The organism is Burkholderia sp. BCC0322, assembly GCF_902833045.1.
GTDB lineage: Bacteria > Pseudomonadota > Gammaproteobacteria > Burkholderiales > Burkholderiaceae > Burkholderia.
In genome coordinates, this window is record NZ_CADFDU010000009.1 from 1 (window position 1) to 15,858 (window position 15,858).

Below are 15,858 nucleotides of genomic sequence, written 5' to 3' on the forward strand. Positions count from 1 at the left end.
GAGACAGACTCGTTATAGGGTCAAGCGAACAAGTGCATGTGGTGGATGCCTTGGCGATCACAGGCGATGAAGGACGCGGTAGCCTGCGAAAAGCTACGGGGAGCTGGCAAACGAGCTTTGATCCGTAGATGTCCGAATGGGGAAACCCGGCCCTTTTGGGTCATCCTAGACTGAATACATAGGTCTAGTGAAGCGAACGCGGTGAACTGAAACATCTAAGTAACCGCAGGAAAAGAAATCAACCGAGATTCCCAAAGTAGTGGCGAGCGAAATGGGATGAGCCTTGCACTCTTTATTTGTATTGTTAGCCGAACGCTCTGGAAAGTGCGGCCATAGCAGGTGATAGCCCTGTAGGCGAAAACAGTATGAAAGAACTAGGTGTGCGACAAGTAGGGCGGGACACGTGAAATCCTGTCTGAAGATGGGGGGACCATCCTCCAAGGCTAAATACTCGTGATCGACCGATAGTGAACCAGTACCGTGAGGGAAAGGCGAAAAGAACCCCGGGAGGGGAGTGAAATAGATCCTGAAACCGCATGCATACAAACAGTCGGAGCCTCGTAAGGGGTGACGGCGTACCTTTTGTATAATGGGTCAGCGACTTACGTTCAGTAGCAAGCTTAACCGTATAGGGCAGGCGTAGCGAAAGCGAGTCCGAATAGGGCGTTCAGTTGCTGGGCGTAGACCCGAAACCAAGTGATCTATCCATGGCCAGGATGAAGGTGCGGTAACACGTACTGGAGGTCCGAACCCACTAACGTTGAAAAGTTAGGGGATGAGCTGTGGATAGGGGTGAAAGGCTAAACAAACTTGGAAATAGCTGGTTCTCTCCGAAAACTATTTAGGTAGTGCCTCGTGTCTCACCTTCGGGGGTAGAGCACTGTCATGGTTGGGGGGTCTATTGCAGATTACCCCGCCATAGCAAACTCCGAATACCGAAGAGTGCAATCACGGGAGACAGACATCGGGTGCTAACGTCCGGTGTCAAGAGGGAAACAACCCAGACCGCCAGCTAAGGTCCCCAAATATAGCTAAGTGGGAAACGAAGTGGGAAGGCTAAAACAGTCAGGAGGTTGGCTTAGAAGCAGCCACCCTTTAAAGAAAGCGTAATAGCTCACTGATCGAGTCGTCCTGCGCGGAAGATGTAACGGGGCTAAGCTATATACCGAAGCTGCGGATGCGAGCTTTGCTCGCATGGTAGGAGAGCGTTCCGTAAGCCTGCGAAGGTGCGTTGAAAAGCGTGCTGGAGGTATCGGAAGTGCGAATGCTGACATGAGTAGCGATAAAGGGGGTGAAAGGCCCCCTCGCCGTAAGCCCAAGGTTTCCTACGCAACGTTCATCGGCGTAGGGTGAGTCGGCCCCTAAGGCGAGGCAGAAATGCGTAGCTGATGGGAAGCAGGTCAATATTCCTGCACCATTGTTAGATGCGATGGGGGGACGGATCGCGGAAGGTTGTCCGGGTGTTGGAAGTCCCGGTCGCTGCATTGGAGAAGGCGCTTAGGCAAATCCGGGCGCAGGATTCAAGGGTGTGGCGCGAGCTCCTTAGGGAGCGAAGCAATTGGAAGTGGTTCCAAGAAAAGCCTCTAAGCTTCAGTCTAACGATGACCGTACCGCAAACCGACACAGGTGGGCGAGATGAGTATTCTAAGGCGCTTGAGAGAACTCGGGAGAAGGAACTCGGCAAATTGGTACCGTAACTTCGGGATAAGGTACGCCCTTGTAGCTTGACTGGCCTGCGCCAGGAGGGTGAAGGGGTTGCAATAAACTGGTGGCTGCGACTGTTTAATAAAAACACAGCACTCTGCAAACACGAAAGTGGACGTATAGGGTGTGACGCCTGCCCGGTGCCGGAAGATTAAATGATGGGGTGCAAGCTCTTGATTGAAGTCCCGGTAAACGGCGGCCGTAACTATAACGGTCCTAAGGTAGCGAAATTCCTTGTCGGGTAAGTTCCGACCTGCACGAATGGCGTAACGATGGCCACACTGTCTCCTCCCGAGACTCAGCGAAGTTGAAGTGTTTGTGATGATGCAATCTACCCGCGGCTAGACGGAAAGACCCCATGAACCTTTACTGTAGCTTTGCATTGGACTTTGAACCGATCTGTGTAGGATAGGTGGGAGGCTATGAAACCGGAACGCTAGTTTCGGTGGAGCCGTCCTTGAAATACCACCCTGGTTTGTTTGAGGTTCTAACCTTGGCCCGTGATCCGGGTCGGGGACAGTGCATGGTAGGCAGTTTGACTGGGGCGGTCTCCTCCCAAAGCGTAACGGAGGAGTACGAAGGTACGCTAGGTACGGTCGGAAATCGTGCTGATAGTGCAATGGCATAAGCGTGCTTAACTGCGAGACCGACAAGTCGAGCAGGTGCGAAAGCAGGTCATAGTGATCCGGTGGTTCTGTATGGAAGGGCCATCGCTCAACGGATAAAAGGTACTCTGGGGATAACAGGCTGATACCGCCCAAGAGTTCATATCGACGGCGGTGTTTGGCACCTCGATGTCGGCTCATCTCATCCTGGGGCTGTAGCCGGTCCCAAGGGTATGGCTGTTCGCCATTTAAAGAGGTACGTGAGCTGGGTTTAAAACGTCGTGAGACAGTTTGGTCCCTATCTGCCGTGGGCGTTGGATATTTGAAGGGGGCTGCTCCTAGTACGAGAGGACCGGAGTGGACGAACCTCTGGTGTACCGGTTGTCACGCCAGTGGCATCGCCGGGTAGCTATGTTCGGAAGAGATAACCGCTGAAAGCATCTAAGCGGGAAACTCGCCTTAAGATGAGATATCCCTGGGGACTAGATCCCCTTGAAGGGTCGTTCGAGACCAGGACGTTGATAGGTCAGGTGTGTAAGCGCAGTAATGCGTTCAGCTAACTGATACTAATTGCCCGTAAGGCTTGATCCTATAACAAGTCTGCCTCGCGCTGATAACAGCGCGTCGGACAAGTTGGATTCTCGTGTGTGATACACACAACTCAAAAATTACTGCTTCTTCCCAGATTGGTTCTGTTGGCCACGCTAGCAGAACAACCCTCTTTGCCTGATGATCATAGCGAGTCGGTCCCACCCCTTCCCATCCCGAACAGGACCGTGAAACGACTCTACGCCGATGATAGTGCGGATTCCCGTGTGAAAGTAGGTAATCGTCAGGCTCCCTAAGCCAAGAACCCCCGCCCGAAAGGCGGGGGTTTTTGCATTGGCGCGAAGGAAATGCACGGGGGATCGGGATGGACGGCCTGGCTGGAGCCGAGACGACGAATGCGCTGATTCAGGCGCCTGCCGTTCTCGAGCAATGACGGCTCCCCCACTCAAGAAACGACGACTGTAAATTCAACCCCCGATTCAAAGTCCAGGGTCGTGGTCGAAAACCGCGGGTCGTTGTCGAGGTAGTGTTTGTACGGTCGAACGGCGTCCTCGGCTGTGTACATGTTGTCGGCCAGTACGACCGATCCGGGGTGCAGCAGGCGCTCGATCTGCTTGAACAGCTTCAGATAGGCATCGGCCCATACGTCGATAAACACCATGTCGAAAACACCGTCGAGTTCGGCAACGGTCTCGAATACGTCGCCCTCCCGCATGTCGACATAGGCGTCCAGGCCCGCTGTTCTGACGTGAGCGCGCAATCGTGCGCACTTGAGCGCATCGCACTCGGTCGCGACGATCACGCCACGGCCCAACATGCGCAGCGCGTCGGCGAAATACAGCGTGGACACGCCGCATGAACTGCCGAGTTCGAGGATTCTGGCCGGCCGTTGCGAGAGCGCCATGTTGCGTAAAAATCCCCCCGTTTCCGGCGACACGGCCAACGACAGCCGACCGCCTTCCGGGGACTCGAAGTCGTCGCTGGACAGCCCGAACGTTTCGAGAAACCGCCCTCGCAGACGGGGAGCGATCGCGTCGTATTCCTCGGCTAACGACAGAAAAACCTCGTTCGATCCCTGGAACTGCGCGCGGGCGCGGGCGATGATTTCGGTTCGGCTCTCTTCGTGGAGCCGTTGCAGAAGAGCGATGGTGGGTGAAGTCATATGCGTTCCTTGACGCGATTGATCCGGTCGACGCTGTATCCAGCCAGCGACAGCCTCTCCCGTCAGGGTCGCTGCGCTGTCGCTCGATATCGGTGATACACGGATGTTGCTATGCCGTTCGGGCGAGCGTGATGGCGCGTTCGGGGCACGCCGTCACACACAATCCGCATGAACGGCAGGCATCCGCGTTTGGCGTGTAGGCGACTTTCATTCCATGCATACGCAGCTTCAGGCGATGCATCAGAGCAAGGCCGAGGTAATCGGCCTGGTCGATGCGCCGAATCTCGAACACGCTCTCGGGACACACCGCGACGCAAGCCCCCTTGCCTTCACAGCGTTTCAGATCGACGACCGGCGCTATCACGCCCGGTTTCTGTTTGCAGTCGCCCGTTGATTTTTCGCGCACGTTCACTCTCCCGTGGGCCGGTTGCTACCGGATCGCCACGCGGTCCGGAAAAGCTCGCGTTCTTCGGGTGTCATGGATTCCCACTTGCGCCAGTGACGCCGGCCGCGCCAGCCGTGGTGTCCGCGGAATCCGCCGAACAGGATGCGGCTCAGCACGAGCAGGCCCAGCGCATGGGCGAAGTCGATCGTACGGGCGCCGACGAATAGCGCCGGAATCACCCAGTTCCATAACATCATGACGACCCATCCGAGCACGCCAATCGCGATCAACACGAGCAGCGCCTTGCCTGCACATCTGGTTCGGTAATTCATCTGTCGATTCCTTTAGGTGTTATCCAATTCGTCATAAATGGGTTGCAGTCGGGCACGCAAATGCAAGACCGCATAGCGTTTGCGAGCGAGCAGCGTATTGAGCGCGACACCGCTTTGTGCGGCCATTTCCTTGAAGGACCGGCCCTCCAACTCGTGTGTGATGAATACCTCACGCTGGTTCGCCGGCAACTCGTCGAGCGCATCCTGCAACGCCTTGAGCACTACCGTGCGAGCGTAGAGTGCTTCGGGGCCGGCATCATGCGCTGGTAGCGCGAGGTCCAGGCGATACTCGCTGTCCGCGTCATCGTCGACCTCGGACAGGTCGGCCAGCGGCTGCTCCTTCTTCTTGCGAAAGCGGTCAACGATGCGGTTACGCGCGGCACGGAAAAGCCATGCACTCACCTGTTCAATTGGCGCAGGAAGCCGATAGGCTTGGACGAATTCGTGAAACACATCCTGCAGGATGTCCTCGGCATCGTCCGGATCGCGTATCCGACGCCGGATAAAATTCACTAGCCTCGTTCGTTCACGCATCACTGTCGCAGTGATGTCGCGGTCTGGGTCGGTCATCGTGTGCGAAGTGGGTGGCGATTCCATGCGCTTGAAGACGTTTCAGGCGCGCGAATATTGTGACGAGCGTAAAAATCTGCCGCTGAACACGCCAGCTTTGCGGGCATGCCATTTATCGCTGATCCAGCCAGCGGAACATGCATCGTAGGCGCCCCGTCGAACACGCCTGCCAGGGAAAGGGATGGGGCCCTCATCCCGTCTGTTGCTTCGATCCGTTGACCGGATGCCATCCTGCAACTGCCCATGAGGGAGCCACCGGATCGCGATGCAGACAGATCCTCAGCCCTTCGCCGAACCGGCACATGACAACCGTCCGCGTATCCCGGCGATCGTGGCCAGTTCATCAGGGCTCCCCGCTACGCGCCCAGTCAGTCGGAGCGGTATCCGATCTTGCCGGATCAGCCCGTCCGTCCCCCAATCCGCGCATCTGCCGAGCCTTCGCCCGCACTGGTCTGGCCAGTCAGGCCTTAAGTTCCCGCGATCGCAGTCGTTAAACAGGACGTTGCCTGTTTTCGGCAACCCTATTCAAACAACGCGGTAACGGAGATCGAAGTCATCATGTTGTCCTCGATTCGTGCTCGGATACTTGCGACTTGCGTCGCCATCGTGGTCACGGCGCTGGCCGTTACAGGCGGCCTGGTCTATTACGTGGTCAAGCAACACAACGACGAGGCAATCGACCAGAATCACAAGTCGATCCTCGCCGGGCACGCGCTTGCGATCAATGAATGGGTGGCCAGCCGGGGCCGGGAAACCCAGGCACTCGCGGACACGATCTCGATCGGCGAGGGCGACCCGCTGCCGGCGCTGAAGTTGCTCGGCAAGTCGGGCGGCTTCGAGGTGTTGACGCTCGGCCTGCCGGACAAGACCGCGTTCTCGAACGTGCCGCTCGCGCCCGGCTACGACCCGACAGCACGTCCATGGTACAAGCAGGCCGTCGGCGCGGGCCACCTGGTCGTGACGGCCCTCTACCGGGATGCGACGAGCGGCAAGCCGGCTGTTGCGTTCGCGGTGCCCGTGGTGCGCGACGGCACGGTGAAGGGCGTACTGGCCGCCAGCCTGTTCATGGAGAGCGTGAGTTCGATAGTGACCTCGGTTCACCCGACACCGGCGAGCTTCGCATTCCTGGTGGACAAGAGCGGGCGCGTGATTGCGTCGGCCAAGACCGACCTGATCATGAAGCCCGCAACCGGTCTTTCGCCCGCACTCGACGCCGACCACCTCGGCGCGCTGCAAACAGCGTCCGAGCCCGTCGCCGTCGACATCGACGGGGCAACCAAGCTGATGCGCGCCCAGCCGATCGCCGGTACCGATTGGTCCCTCGTGCTCGCGCTCGACAAGGCGGACGTGACGGCCGGCATGCGCGCGGTCGCGACGACGACGCTGGCAGCGATCCTGATCGTCGCCATCATCGCCGCGGCGCTCGTCGGTGCGATGACGAACGCGGCCTTCAAGCGCATTTTGCTGGTCCGCGACGCGCTCACGGATGTCTCGAGCGGCAGCGGCGACCTGACGAAACGCCTGCCCGCCGACGGCGTGGATGAAGCCGCGCAGATCGCGCATGCGTTCAACCTGTTCGCCGGAAAGATCAGTACGATCCTGCTGCAGATTCGCGAATTCAGCGAATCCGTCAACCTCGCGAGCGCCGAGATCGCGCAGGGCAACCAGGATCTGTCGGGCCGGACCGAACATGCCGCATCGAGCTTGCAGGAAACCGCCGCAGCACTCGAGGAGATCGCCGGCACGGCCCGCAACTCGGCCGATGCCGCGAGCCAGGTGAGCCGTCTGGCGGAATCGGCGTCGGACGTCGCGGTGCGCGGCGGCACGGTCGTCAGCGAGGTCGTCTCGACGATGAACGAGATCACGCAAGCGTCGAGCGAAATCGCCAACATCGTCGGCGTGATCGACGGCATCGCGTTCCAGACCAACATTCTCGCGTTGAACGCTGCCGTCGAGGCCGCACGTGCAAACGAGCACGGCCGGGGCTTCGCGGTCGTCGCGGGCGAGGTGCGCGCGCTCGCGCAGCGTAGCGCGCAGGCCGCCAAGGAAATCAAGCAATTGATTCACTCGTCGGTCGAGAAGATCGAGGGTGGCTCGGGACTCGTCCAGACGGCTGGTGCGACGATGAACGAAATCGTCGAGGGCGTGCGCAGCATCACGAGCGTCATTGCGGAAATTACCGTCGCCGCGAAGGAGCAGAGCACCGGGCTCGAGCAGGTCAATCAGGCGGTGTCGCATCTCGACAATGCGACACAGCAAAATGCGGCACTCGTCGAGCAGTCGGCGGCAGCCGCGACGTTGCTGCGCGAGCAGGCCGCGAAGCTCGCGCAGACGGTCGGCGAGTTCAAGCTCGAGGACAGTCGTGCGAGGACGTTGCAGCCAGCCTGAGAGGGGGCGACACGGGTATGTCTGGTTGCAGCGCCCGACAGGCGTTGCGATCAGATCGTGATCCGCAGGATCGGGAAGAACCTGCCCGGGACGACGCCCGATTCCTTTTCGCCGATTTTTTCAGCCCCGAGCGCCAGATAGAACGGAACCGCATTGGGATCCGCTTCGATCACGAAGCTTCTGATCCCTCTCGCGGCGCTTTCCCGGCGGACTGCTTCCCACAGTGCCCGGGCGACACCGCGGCGCATGTGGTCGGGATGAACGAACAGCCATCCGGGCGTCGGGCGATCCGATTCCGAAGACGCCCTGATCCAGAATCCAATGATTGCCTCTCCGGATTCCGCGACGTAACCGATCGACCCGTCGATCGTCTCCGGCGCAATCGTGAGATCGCGCTGCCACAAGTCGAGCCAGTCCTCCGGATAGCCCCAGTGTGCTTTCGAAATGCGAGCCAGTCGCGTGAGTTCGTTCGCGTCCGCGGTACGGGCGGCACGTAGGGTGAATGATTGGTGCATGTCGTCTCCTGTCATGGTCGATACCTTCTTCGAGGTATCGTCCGGCTCGCATCCATTCCACTCCGGATTCGCGGCTCGCCGGCTCGAAGGGCGCGCGAGCTCGACGCGGCTACATGACCTGCGATGCATGCCCGGCGACGACGCGCCAGCCGGCGCGCGATCGACGCCATAGCCGAGTATAGGCAAACACGCCGTCGAACGCCGCGCCGTCGAAATGGCCGGCGAGTATCGCTTTCGTCGTGGTCAGGATCATCTCGCCGATCGCGCATGCGCGCGTTTCCTGCACATCGAGCCTGTCGAGACGCAGCAGCTTCGCGCGATGAGCGGCCAGATCGTCTTCTTTCGAGATGATCTGGCCGGTCGGAACGGTGAACACCAGATCGTCGTCCAGCAACGCATCGAGCGCTTCGACATCGTTGGTCAGCATCGCGGCACGAAGCGCGGCTTCGCTGGGTTCGATGGCTGTACGGATTGCATCCATTTCAGGGCCTCGCATCGTCTCTGAAGGTTGGTGGTGCTCATATCGGCGAGCAACGGCAGCAACGAACATACCGCACCGACGGATATTGTCTATCGCGTGTTCGACAGCGATTGACGCCGGACGAGCATCACTCCGTAGATGCCGACCGACGCGATGACGTTGACGGCCGGGTAGAACGCGACAGCGACCGCGACGCTCCACGTGCTCAGGGCCAGCAGCGCCAGCATGTACTTGAGCACGCACGGCGCGAAATACGCGAGGCTCTCGCTCCACGGATCGCGGATCGTCTTGCGGACGGTCGGGCCGAGGCCAGCAAGCTCGATCAGCGCGACCAGACAGATCGAGATCGTCGGGGCGTCGGTCAACATCCACAGCGGAATGGCCGACAGGGCCGCGATCAGGAAAAACCAGTCGAGGCGCGTTCCGCCGCGTTCGCCGCGAAAGCGGCTTGCCACCAGCGTCAGCAAACATGTAACGGCAATGGCTGTCGTGCACCACGCGGACGGCCTGGCACCCGCGACGAACGGGCCGGCAGCCGCGATCGCCGTGACGACCGACCACACGAGCCATGTGAACAGATGCGGACGAACCGTGCGCCGGTAGATCGCGAGCGAGTACGGAATCGCCGCCGGCAAAGACACGGCCGTTCCGATCGTGCCAAAGATCGATGCGGCGCCCTGATCGACACGCATCATCGGCGCGTCCTCGTTCGCGCAGGCCGACCAGCGTGTGGTCGGACGGGCCGAGGCGCAACGTCGTACCGGCCGGGTGCCGCCGTGGGCGACACGTCGAATCCCACCGGAAAGCCGACGGGGTCGCGCCCAAACAAACGGCGCCGGGATCGCGGCGTGGCAGCAAAACCCGCTGCACGACGGCAGGATGAATAGAAATAACCTCTTCAATGAGAAGAAAAACTGTTCTTTCAAATCTCTTTTTGACGACCGACAGTTGGCCAACCGGACGACTGCGGCAATGCGCGGCGCTCATGGGCATCGGTCGTGCCCGCTGGTGTCTTTCGTCGGGTCGAGTTCAGGCGGAGAACAACGCACAAACGCCTGGTCGTCAAAACGGAGCCTTGAATGAACCCAACTTCGGCAGAAAATCATCAGCATGCGGACTGGAGACGTCTCGCGGCACAAATCATCCCGAGGACGCTCGCGCATATCGGCGGCCGCAGCGTGCCGGCTCGAAGCGGCCGGACGTTCGCCGCGATCAATCCGGCGACGGAGGCGGTCATCGCGGAAGTCGCATCGTGCGATGCACCGGACGTCGACGATGCAGTGCGTGCCGCGCGTCACGCGTTCGAATCCGGCGTCTGGTCGCGCTGTGCGCCGGCGCAGCGCAAGCGTGTGCTTTGCCGGCTGGGTGAACTCATCGCATCGCACGGTGCGGAGCTTGCGTTGCTCGACTCGCTCAACATGGGCAAGCGCGTGGCGGACGCGTTCAGCATCGACGTGCCGGCCGCGGGCGGTTTGTTCAGCTGGTACGGCGAAGCCGTCGACAAGCTGCATGGCGAAGTCGCGTCGACCGACCCCGGCAACCTCGCGGTCGTCACGCGTGAACCGTTGGGCGTCGTCGGCGCCGTGGTGCCGTGGAATTTTCCGCTCGACATGGTCGCGTGGAAGGTGGCGCCGGCGCTGGCGGCCGGCAACAGTGTCGTGCTGAAACCGGCGGAACAATCGCCGCTGTCTGCGTTGCGTCTCGTGGAACTGGCGCTCGAGGCCGGGCTGCCGCCGGGCGTGCTGAACGTCGTGCCGGGCTACGGCGAGACCGCGGGGCGCGCGCTCGGGCTGCATCCCGACGTGGACGTGCTCGCCTTCACGGGATCGACGGCTGTCGGCAAGAAATTCCTCGAGTACGCCGCGCAGTCGAACATGAAGCAGGTGTGGCTCGAGTGCGGCGGCAAGAGCCCGAACCTGGTCTTCGACGATACGGACGATCTCGACCTGGCCGCACGCAAGGCGTGCTTCGGCATCTTCTTCAACCAGGGCGAGGTGTGCTCCGCCAACTCGCGGCTGCTGGTTCAGCGTTCGATTCACGATGCGTTCGTCGATCGGTTGATTGCGCATGCCGCCGCGTTCATGCCGGGTGATCCGCTCGATCCGTCGAGCGGGATGGGCGCCATCGTCGACGAGCAGCAGCATCGGCGCTTGCGCGAGTGGATTGCACGCGGCCGCGATAGCGCGACGCTCGCGATCGGTGGAGGCGCGCCGCGCGTCGATGGCAGGGGTTACTTCATCGAGCCGACGATCTTCATCGACGTGAAGCACGACGATGCCATCGCACGCGAGGAGATCTTCGGGCCCGTGCTGTCGGTGATGGCGTTCGACACCGAGGACGAAGCCGTCCGGCTCGCGAACGACTCGATCTATGGCCTTGCCGCGTCGGTCTGGACCGGCAGCCTGTCGCGCGCGCACCGCGTGTCGGGCCGGCTGCGCGCCGGCACGGTGTCCGTCAACACGGTCGATGCGCTGAGCGCGCAGACGCCGTTCGGCGGGTTCCGCCAGTCGGGCTTCGGCCGCGATCTTTCGCTGCATGCGATCGACAAGTACACGGGCCTCAAGACAACCTGGATCAGTTACTGATTCGACTCGGCGGGCCGCAAGCGGTTGCGCCGCGCAACACGACAACGCCTTTTATCCACAAAACGAACCGGAGACTCGCCTATGAATGCGCCCAATTTTCCGCATCGTACGACGCAGGACTATCAACGCAGCGACGCCGCGCATCACCTGCATGCGTTCGTCGACCAGAAGGCGCTGAACGAGGAAGGCGCGCGCGTGATGGTGCGCGGCGAAGGTGTCCATTTATGGGACAACGACGGCAACCGCTACCTGGACGGCATGTCCGGGCTGTGGTGCACCAACGTCGGCTATGGGCGGCCGGAGCTGGTCGACGCCGCCGCGCGGCAGATGAAGGAACTGTCCTACTACAACATGTTCTTTCATACGACGCACCCGTCGGTGATCGAACTGTCGGAGCGGTTGTTCGCGTTGCTCGGCAACCGCTTCAGTCACGTGGTGTATACCAATTCGGGATCCGAATCGAATGAAGTGCTGATTCGTACCGTGCGGCGATTCTGGGACGTGATGGGCAAGCCGGAGAAGAAGGTGCTGATCGGCCGCGTGAACGGCTATCACGGATCGACGGTGGGCAGCGCGTCGCTGGGCGGCATGGCGTTCATGCATGAAATGGGCGACCTGCCGATTCCGAACATTACGCACGTGGACGAACCGTACTGGTACGCGAACGGCGGCGACCTGAGCCCCGAGGCATTCGGAAAACAGGCGGCGCTGTCGCTCGAGCGCAAGATCCTCGAGATCGGCGCGGACCGCGTCGCCGCATTCGTCGCGGAGCCGTTCCAGGGCGCCGGCGGGATGATCTTTCCGCCGGACGGCTACTGGCAGGAGATCGAGCGCATCTGCCGTCAGTACGACGTGCTGCTTTGTGCGGATGAAGTGATCGGCGGTTTCGGCCGCACCGGCGAGTGGTTCGCGCACCGTCACTTCGGCTTCGAACCGGACCTGATCTGCATGGCCAAGGGGCTGACCTCGGGCTACGTGCCGATGGGAGGGCTGATCATGAGCCGGCGCGTCGGCGAAGCGCTGGTCGACAAGGGCGGCGTCTATGCACACGGGCTGACCTATTCGGGGCACCCGGTCGCGGCTGCCGTCGCGCTGGCCAACCTCGACGTGCTCGAGCGCGAAGGCCTCGTCGAGCGGACGAAGACGGATACCGGACCGTACCTGCAGAAGACGCTGCGCGACGCATTCGACAGTCATCCGCTCGTCGGCGAGATCCAGGGCGTGGGCGCGGTCGGCGCGATCCAGTTCGCGAGGAACAAGGCGACGCGCGAGCGCTTCGCGAACGAGGCCGACCTGACCTGGCACAGCCGGACGGTCGGGTTCGAACTCGGCGCGATCGTGCGTTCGACGAACGGCCGCCTGATCGTCGCGCCGCCGCTGGTGATCGATCACGCGCAAATCGACGAACTGGTCGACACGATGCGCAAGGCGGTGGATGCGACCGCGCGCGAAGTGCTCGGGATCGACTGCTGACGGGTTGGGCGACGCGCTTCCGTCCGGTGAGAGTCGGGCGGGAGCGCGGCGAGCCACAGGATCCGTTTCGGAGACAGGCTGGCTGCGTTCAGTCACTGCAGCGGCTCCCTGGCCGGTTGAAGATCGGGCGTTGAAGGCAGTCGTCCGATAAAGCGAGGGGCTGTCGGCCGCTTGTTGATAAGGAATACGAATAGCGTGGCTGATTCATCAAAGAGCGCGCGATTCGCGTGAGCCAGGCACGGTGCGCTACCCGTCGGCCGCCGAACCGACGGACATCACAACAGCAACAAGGAGACGAAATGCGTCAGGGCGAGTCCATTGCTCATCTCGAGGAAAGCACCATCCAGCCGATTCCGCTGACCGAGCGGCACGGCAGCGCGAAGGATCTGTTCACGATCTGGTTCGGGTCGAACATCATGATGCTGACGATCGTCACCGGATCGCTGGCGACCACGGTGTTCAAGCAGCCGTTCTGGTGGGCGGCGCTTGCCACGCTCGTCGGCAGCCTGATCGGCGCGGTCTTCATGGCGCTGCATTCCGCGCAGGGGCCGCAGCTTGGCGTGCCGCAGATGATCCAGACCCGCGGGCAGTTCGGGTCGTTCGGCGCGCTGCTCGTGGTCGCGCTGGTCGTCGTGATGTACGTCGGCTTTTTCGCGTCGAACTGCGTGTTCGGCGGCCAGGCGCTGCACAGCCTGAGCGCCGACATTCCGCTCGATGCGGGCGTCGTGGCGATCGGCCTGATCAGCCTGCTCGGATCGATCTACGGCTACAAGCTGATCCACGCGTATGCGCGGCTTTTGAGCTGGTGCTCGGGCAGCGTGCTCGCGCTGGCGTTCGTGTGGATCATTTTCGTGCATGGATTGCCCGCCGATACGTTCTCGAAGCATTCGCTGAACCTGTCGGGCTTCCTGGGTGCGATGTCGGTCGCCGCACTGTGGCAGATCGCCTATGCGCCTTACGTGTCGGACTATTCGCGCTACCTGCCGCCCGATACCGGGCCGCGCACGGCGTTCTGGTCGAGTTACTGGGGCTGCGTGCTCGGCTCGTTCTTCCCGATGCTGCTCGGCTGCCTGGTCGGCCTCGCGACGCCCGACGGCAATGTCGTGAGCGGCCTCACCGGCCTCACGCAAGGGATCAGCGTACTCGTGATCGTCGTGCTGTCGTTCGGCATCGCGGCCAGCAATGCGATGGAGCTGTATTGCGGGGCGCTGTCGGCCATCACGGTGTTGCAGACGCTCTTTCCGTCTTGGTCGGGCAAGGCGCGTGCGCGGGCGATCACCGCGATCGTCCTGTGCGGCATCGCGCTCGCGATCGCGCTGTTCGGGCAGAACGATTTCCTCGCCGGCTATACGAACTTCATCCTGCTGCTGCTGTATGTGCTCGTGCCTTGGACCGCGATCAACCTCGTCGACTACTACCTCGTCTGTCATGGCGAGTACGACGTCGATTCGTTCTTCCGGCAGGACGGCGGTATCTACGGACGCTTCAATACGGTCGCCGTCGGTTCGTATTGCATCGGCATCGTCGCGCAGGCGCCGTTCATGGCGACCGATCTCTATACGGGCGAACTGGCGAGCCGGCTCGGCGGCGCGGACGTGTCGTGGATCGTCGGCTTGTCGTTGACGTCGCTCGTCTACTACGCGGGCTGCAAGCTGTTCTCGCGGCCGATGCAGGGTGTTGCCGCGAGCGTTGACGGGATTTCCCGATGAATCCGCGTCACGTTACAGCACGAATGTCCGCAGGCGTTCGGCGTGGGCTTCGAGACCGTCGAGGCCGAGGTAGTGGCTGAGCTTGCCGGCGCGGACCTGGGCGATGTCGGCGGTGAGCTTGCGCAGCAGCGTTGCGCTCGCCGCGCGGTAGGCGGCTGCCATATCGACGCCTTGTGCCGCGAGTGCCGCACCGATCAGGCGCGCGCTGTCGGTGCCGCCGCAGGCGATACAGCGCGCCATCGCGTCGGCATCCGGCTGCACGCCCGCGTCGAGTAGCGCGCGCGTCAGTGCGGGCGGCACATCGCCGGATACGGAGACCAGCGCATCGGGCTCGACCGGTGCGCCTGATTCGAGCAATGCGGCCGCCGCCGCAAATTTCCGACGTCGCAGCGCGTAGTCGATCGGAATCGAGCTGCCGGCGAACGCGGTTCCGAGATCAGCGACGATCGGCGCGAGTTGCGCGGTGAGCGCCGCGTTGTCGCGGTCGATCGCATATCGCAGTGCGTGACGCGCGAGCACCGGCTGCGCGGCGAGCGTGCCGTCGGTAAGCGGCGTGCGCCAGTCGATCACGGCTTCGCGGTAGAACGCGATCAGCTTGTCCGCCAGTGGCGCCGACAGGCCATGCTCGCCCCGGCGTGCGTCGACATACTCGAGCAGCATTGCGCCGGTACCGGTTTCGCCGCCGGGTTCCAGCGGATCGGCGTGGAGCAGCAGCGCGCGAAAGGCGGCATGCAGATCGGGCGCGATCGTCGCGAGGCCGTCCTCATGCAACGCGCCGCGCCACGCGGGCGGCAGCCCCTGTTTCCACGCGAGCACGTGGCCGTGGTCCTTGGTGTCGGGCTCCGTCACGATGTAGATTCGGTCGGAATATGCGCATCCGCCGAACGGCAACGCATCGATCCTGCCGCTCCACGGCCGCGCGTGTTCTTGGGCGGCCTCCTCGGCCAGTTCGAGTTCATGGTCGATCCAGCCCTGCAGGTCGTGGTAGCCGTCGCTGCCGTTGTAGAACAGCTCGCTCCAGCCGATCCCTTCGATATGACCGTTCATCTCCAGCGTCAGGTCGTAGTCGAGGCTGCCGCCGGCCGTCGTGCGCCACAGGTCCAGCAGCGCGGGCGGGAGGTCGCCATGACAGCAGGCCTGCACGGCCGCGATCTGGTCGGCCGGCATCGGCGGCTGCGCGTCGAAGATCACGCGGTCGGCAAACAGCACGATGCCGTGCGCGCGCAGGTCGGCCAGTTCAGTGTCGGAAAAGAGCGTGGCTGGCATCGGAGCGGGAGCAGTGAGGGTGGGTCGGGTGGTTGCCGTCATTCATCGACAACGAACGGCAGTCGGCAAATCGCATCGTATCAGCGTCGCGCGAGCGCTTCCGTGTCGACCGGGCATGCATCGTTGACGATTGC

General features: G+C 62.0%; 12 protein-coding genes and 2 rRNA genes. 6 read left to right on the plus strand and 8 right to left on the minus strand.

What is annotated here, in order from left to right; genetic code table 11:
• The first annotated feature begins 18 nt into the window (after positions 1-18).
• A 23S ribosomal RNA gene (locus HWX39_RS23380) occupies positions 19-2,900 on the plus strand.
• 134 nt (positions 2,901-3,034) lie between these two features.
• Positions 3,035-3,147, plus strand: a 5S ribosomal RNA gene (gene rrf / locus HWX39_RS23385).
• 156 nt (positions 3,148-3,303) lie between these two features.
• Here the strand turns inward: rrf and HWX39_RS23390 are convergent.
• From HWX39_RS23390 to HWX39_RS23405, 4 genes are all read right to left on the minus strand, one after another.
• Positions 3,304-4,020: a class I SAM-dependent methyltransferase gene (locus tag HWX39_RS23390; RefSeq protein ID WP_175970186.1), complete on the minus strand. Its 717-nt coding sequence runs from the start codon at positions 4,018-4,020 to the stop codon at positions 3,304-3,306.
• Positions 4,021-4,129: 109 nt separating this feature from the next.
• The gene (locus HWX39_RS23395) at positions 4,130-4,426 is read right to left on the minus strand and encodes a 4Fe-4S dicluster domain-containing protein (protein ID WP_175970187.1); all 297 of its coding nucleotides are present in this window, start codon (positions 4,424-4,426) and stop codon (positions 4,130-4,132) included.
• Positions 4,427-4,428: 2 nt separating this feature from the next.
• Positions 4,429-4,737 (minus strand): hypothetical protein, encoded by a 309-nt coding sequence (locus HWX39_RS23400; RefSeq protein WP_175970188.1) that lies wholly within the window; start codon positions 4,735-4,737, stop codon positions 4,429-4,431.
• A 12-nt stretch (positions 4,738-4,749) separates the two neighbouring features.
• Complete coding sequence (locus tag HWX39_RS23405) at positions 4,750-5,334, minus strand: sigma-70 family RNA polymerase sigma factor (protein WP_175970189.1); 585 nt, start codon at positions 5,332-5,334, stop codon at positions 4,750-4,752.
• Positions 5,335-5,865: 531 nt separating this feature from the next.
• Between HWX39_RS23405 and HWX39_RS23410 the strand changes: the two genes are divergently transcribed.
• The gene (locus tag HWX39_RS23410) at positions 5,866-7,695 is read left to right on the plus strand and encodes a methyl-accepting chemotaxis protein (protein ID WP_175970190.1); all 1,830 of its coding nucleotides are present in this window, start codon (positions 5,866-5,868) and stop codon (positions 7,693-7,695) included.
• A gap of 50 nt (positions 7,696-7,745) precedes the next feature.
• On the opposite strand, the gene HWX39_RS23415 is transcribed toward HWX39_RS23410, so the two are convergent.
• From HWX39_RS23415 to HWX39_RS23425, 3 genes are all read right to left on the minus strand, one after another.
• Entirely contained in the window at positions 7,746-8,210 is a 465-nt protein-coding gene (locus HWX39_RS23415; protein ID WP_175970191.1) for a GNAT family N-acetyltransferase, read from the minus strand.
• Between the two features lie 109 nt (positions 8,211-8,319).
• Positions 8,320-8,691, minus strand: coding sequence for a nuclear transport factor 2 family protein (locus tag HWX39_RS23420; protein ID WP_175970394.1), 372 nt, complete (start codon positions 8,689-8,691; stop codon positions 8,320-8,322).
• Between the two features lie 89 nt (positions 8,692-8,780).
• Positions 8,781-9,386 carry a hypothetical protein gene (locus HWX39_RS23425; RefSeq protein ID WP_175970395.1) on the minus strand — a complete coding sequence of 202 codons (606 nt, stop codon included), beginning with the start codon at positions 9,384-9,386 and terminating at the stop codon, positions 8,781-8,783.
• Between the two features lie 384 nt (positions 9,387-9,770).
• Between HWX39_RS23425 and HWX39_RS23430 the strand changes: the two genes are divergently transcribed.
• From HWX39_RS23430 to HWX39_RS23440, 3 genes are all read left to right on the plus strand, one after another.
• Positions 9,771-11,276, plus strand: a complete 1,506-nt coding sequence (locus HWX39_RS23430; RefSeq protein WP_175970192.1) for an aldehyde dehydrogenase — start codon at positions 9,771-9,773, stop codon at positions 11,274-11,276.
• 81 nt (positions 11,277-11,357) lie between these two features.
• Complete coding sequence (locus HWX39_RS23435; RefSeq protein ID WP_175970193.1) at positions 11,358-12,749, plus strand: aspartate aminotransferase family protein; 1,392 nt, start codon at positions 11,358-11,360, stop codon at positions 12,747-12,749.
• A 299-nt stretch (positions 12,750-13,048) separates the two neighbouring features.
• The gene (locus HWX39_RS23440; RefSeq protein WP_175970194.1) at positions 13,049-14,458 is read left to right on the plus strand and encodes a cytosine permease; all 1,410 of its coding nucleotides are present in this window, start codon (positions 13,049-13,051) and stop codon (positions 14,456-14,458) included.
• A 12-nt stretch (positions 14,459-14,470) separates the two neighbouring features.
• Here the strand turns inward: HWX39_RS23440 and HWX39_RS23445 are convergent, their stop codons facing one another.
• The gene (locus tag HWX39_RS23445; protein ID WP_175970195.1) at positions 14,471-15,724 is read right to left on the minus strand and encodes an SMI1/KNR4 family protein; all 1,254 of its coding nucleotides are present in this window, start codon (positions 15,722-15,724) and stop codon (positions 14,471-14,473) included.
• Positions 15,725-15,858: the final 134 nt, after the last annotated feature.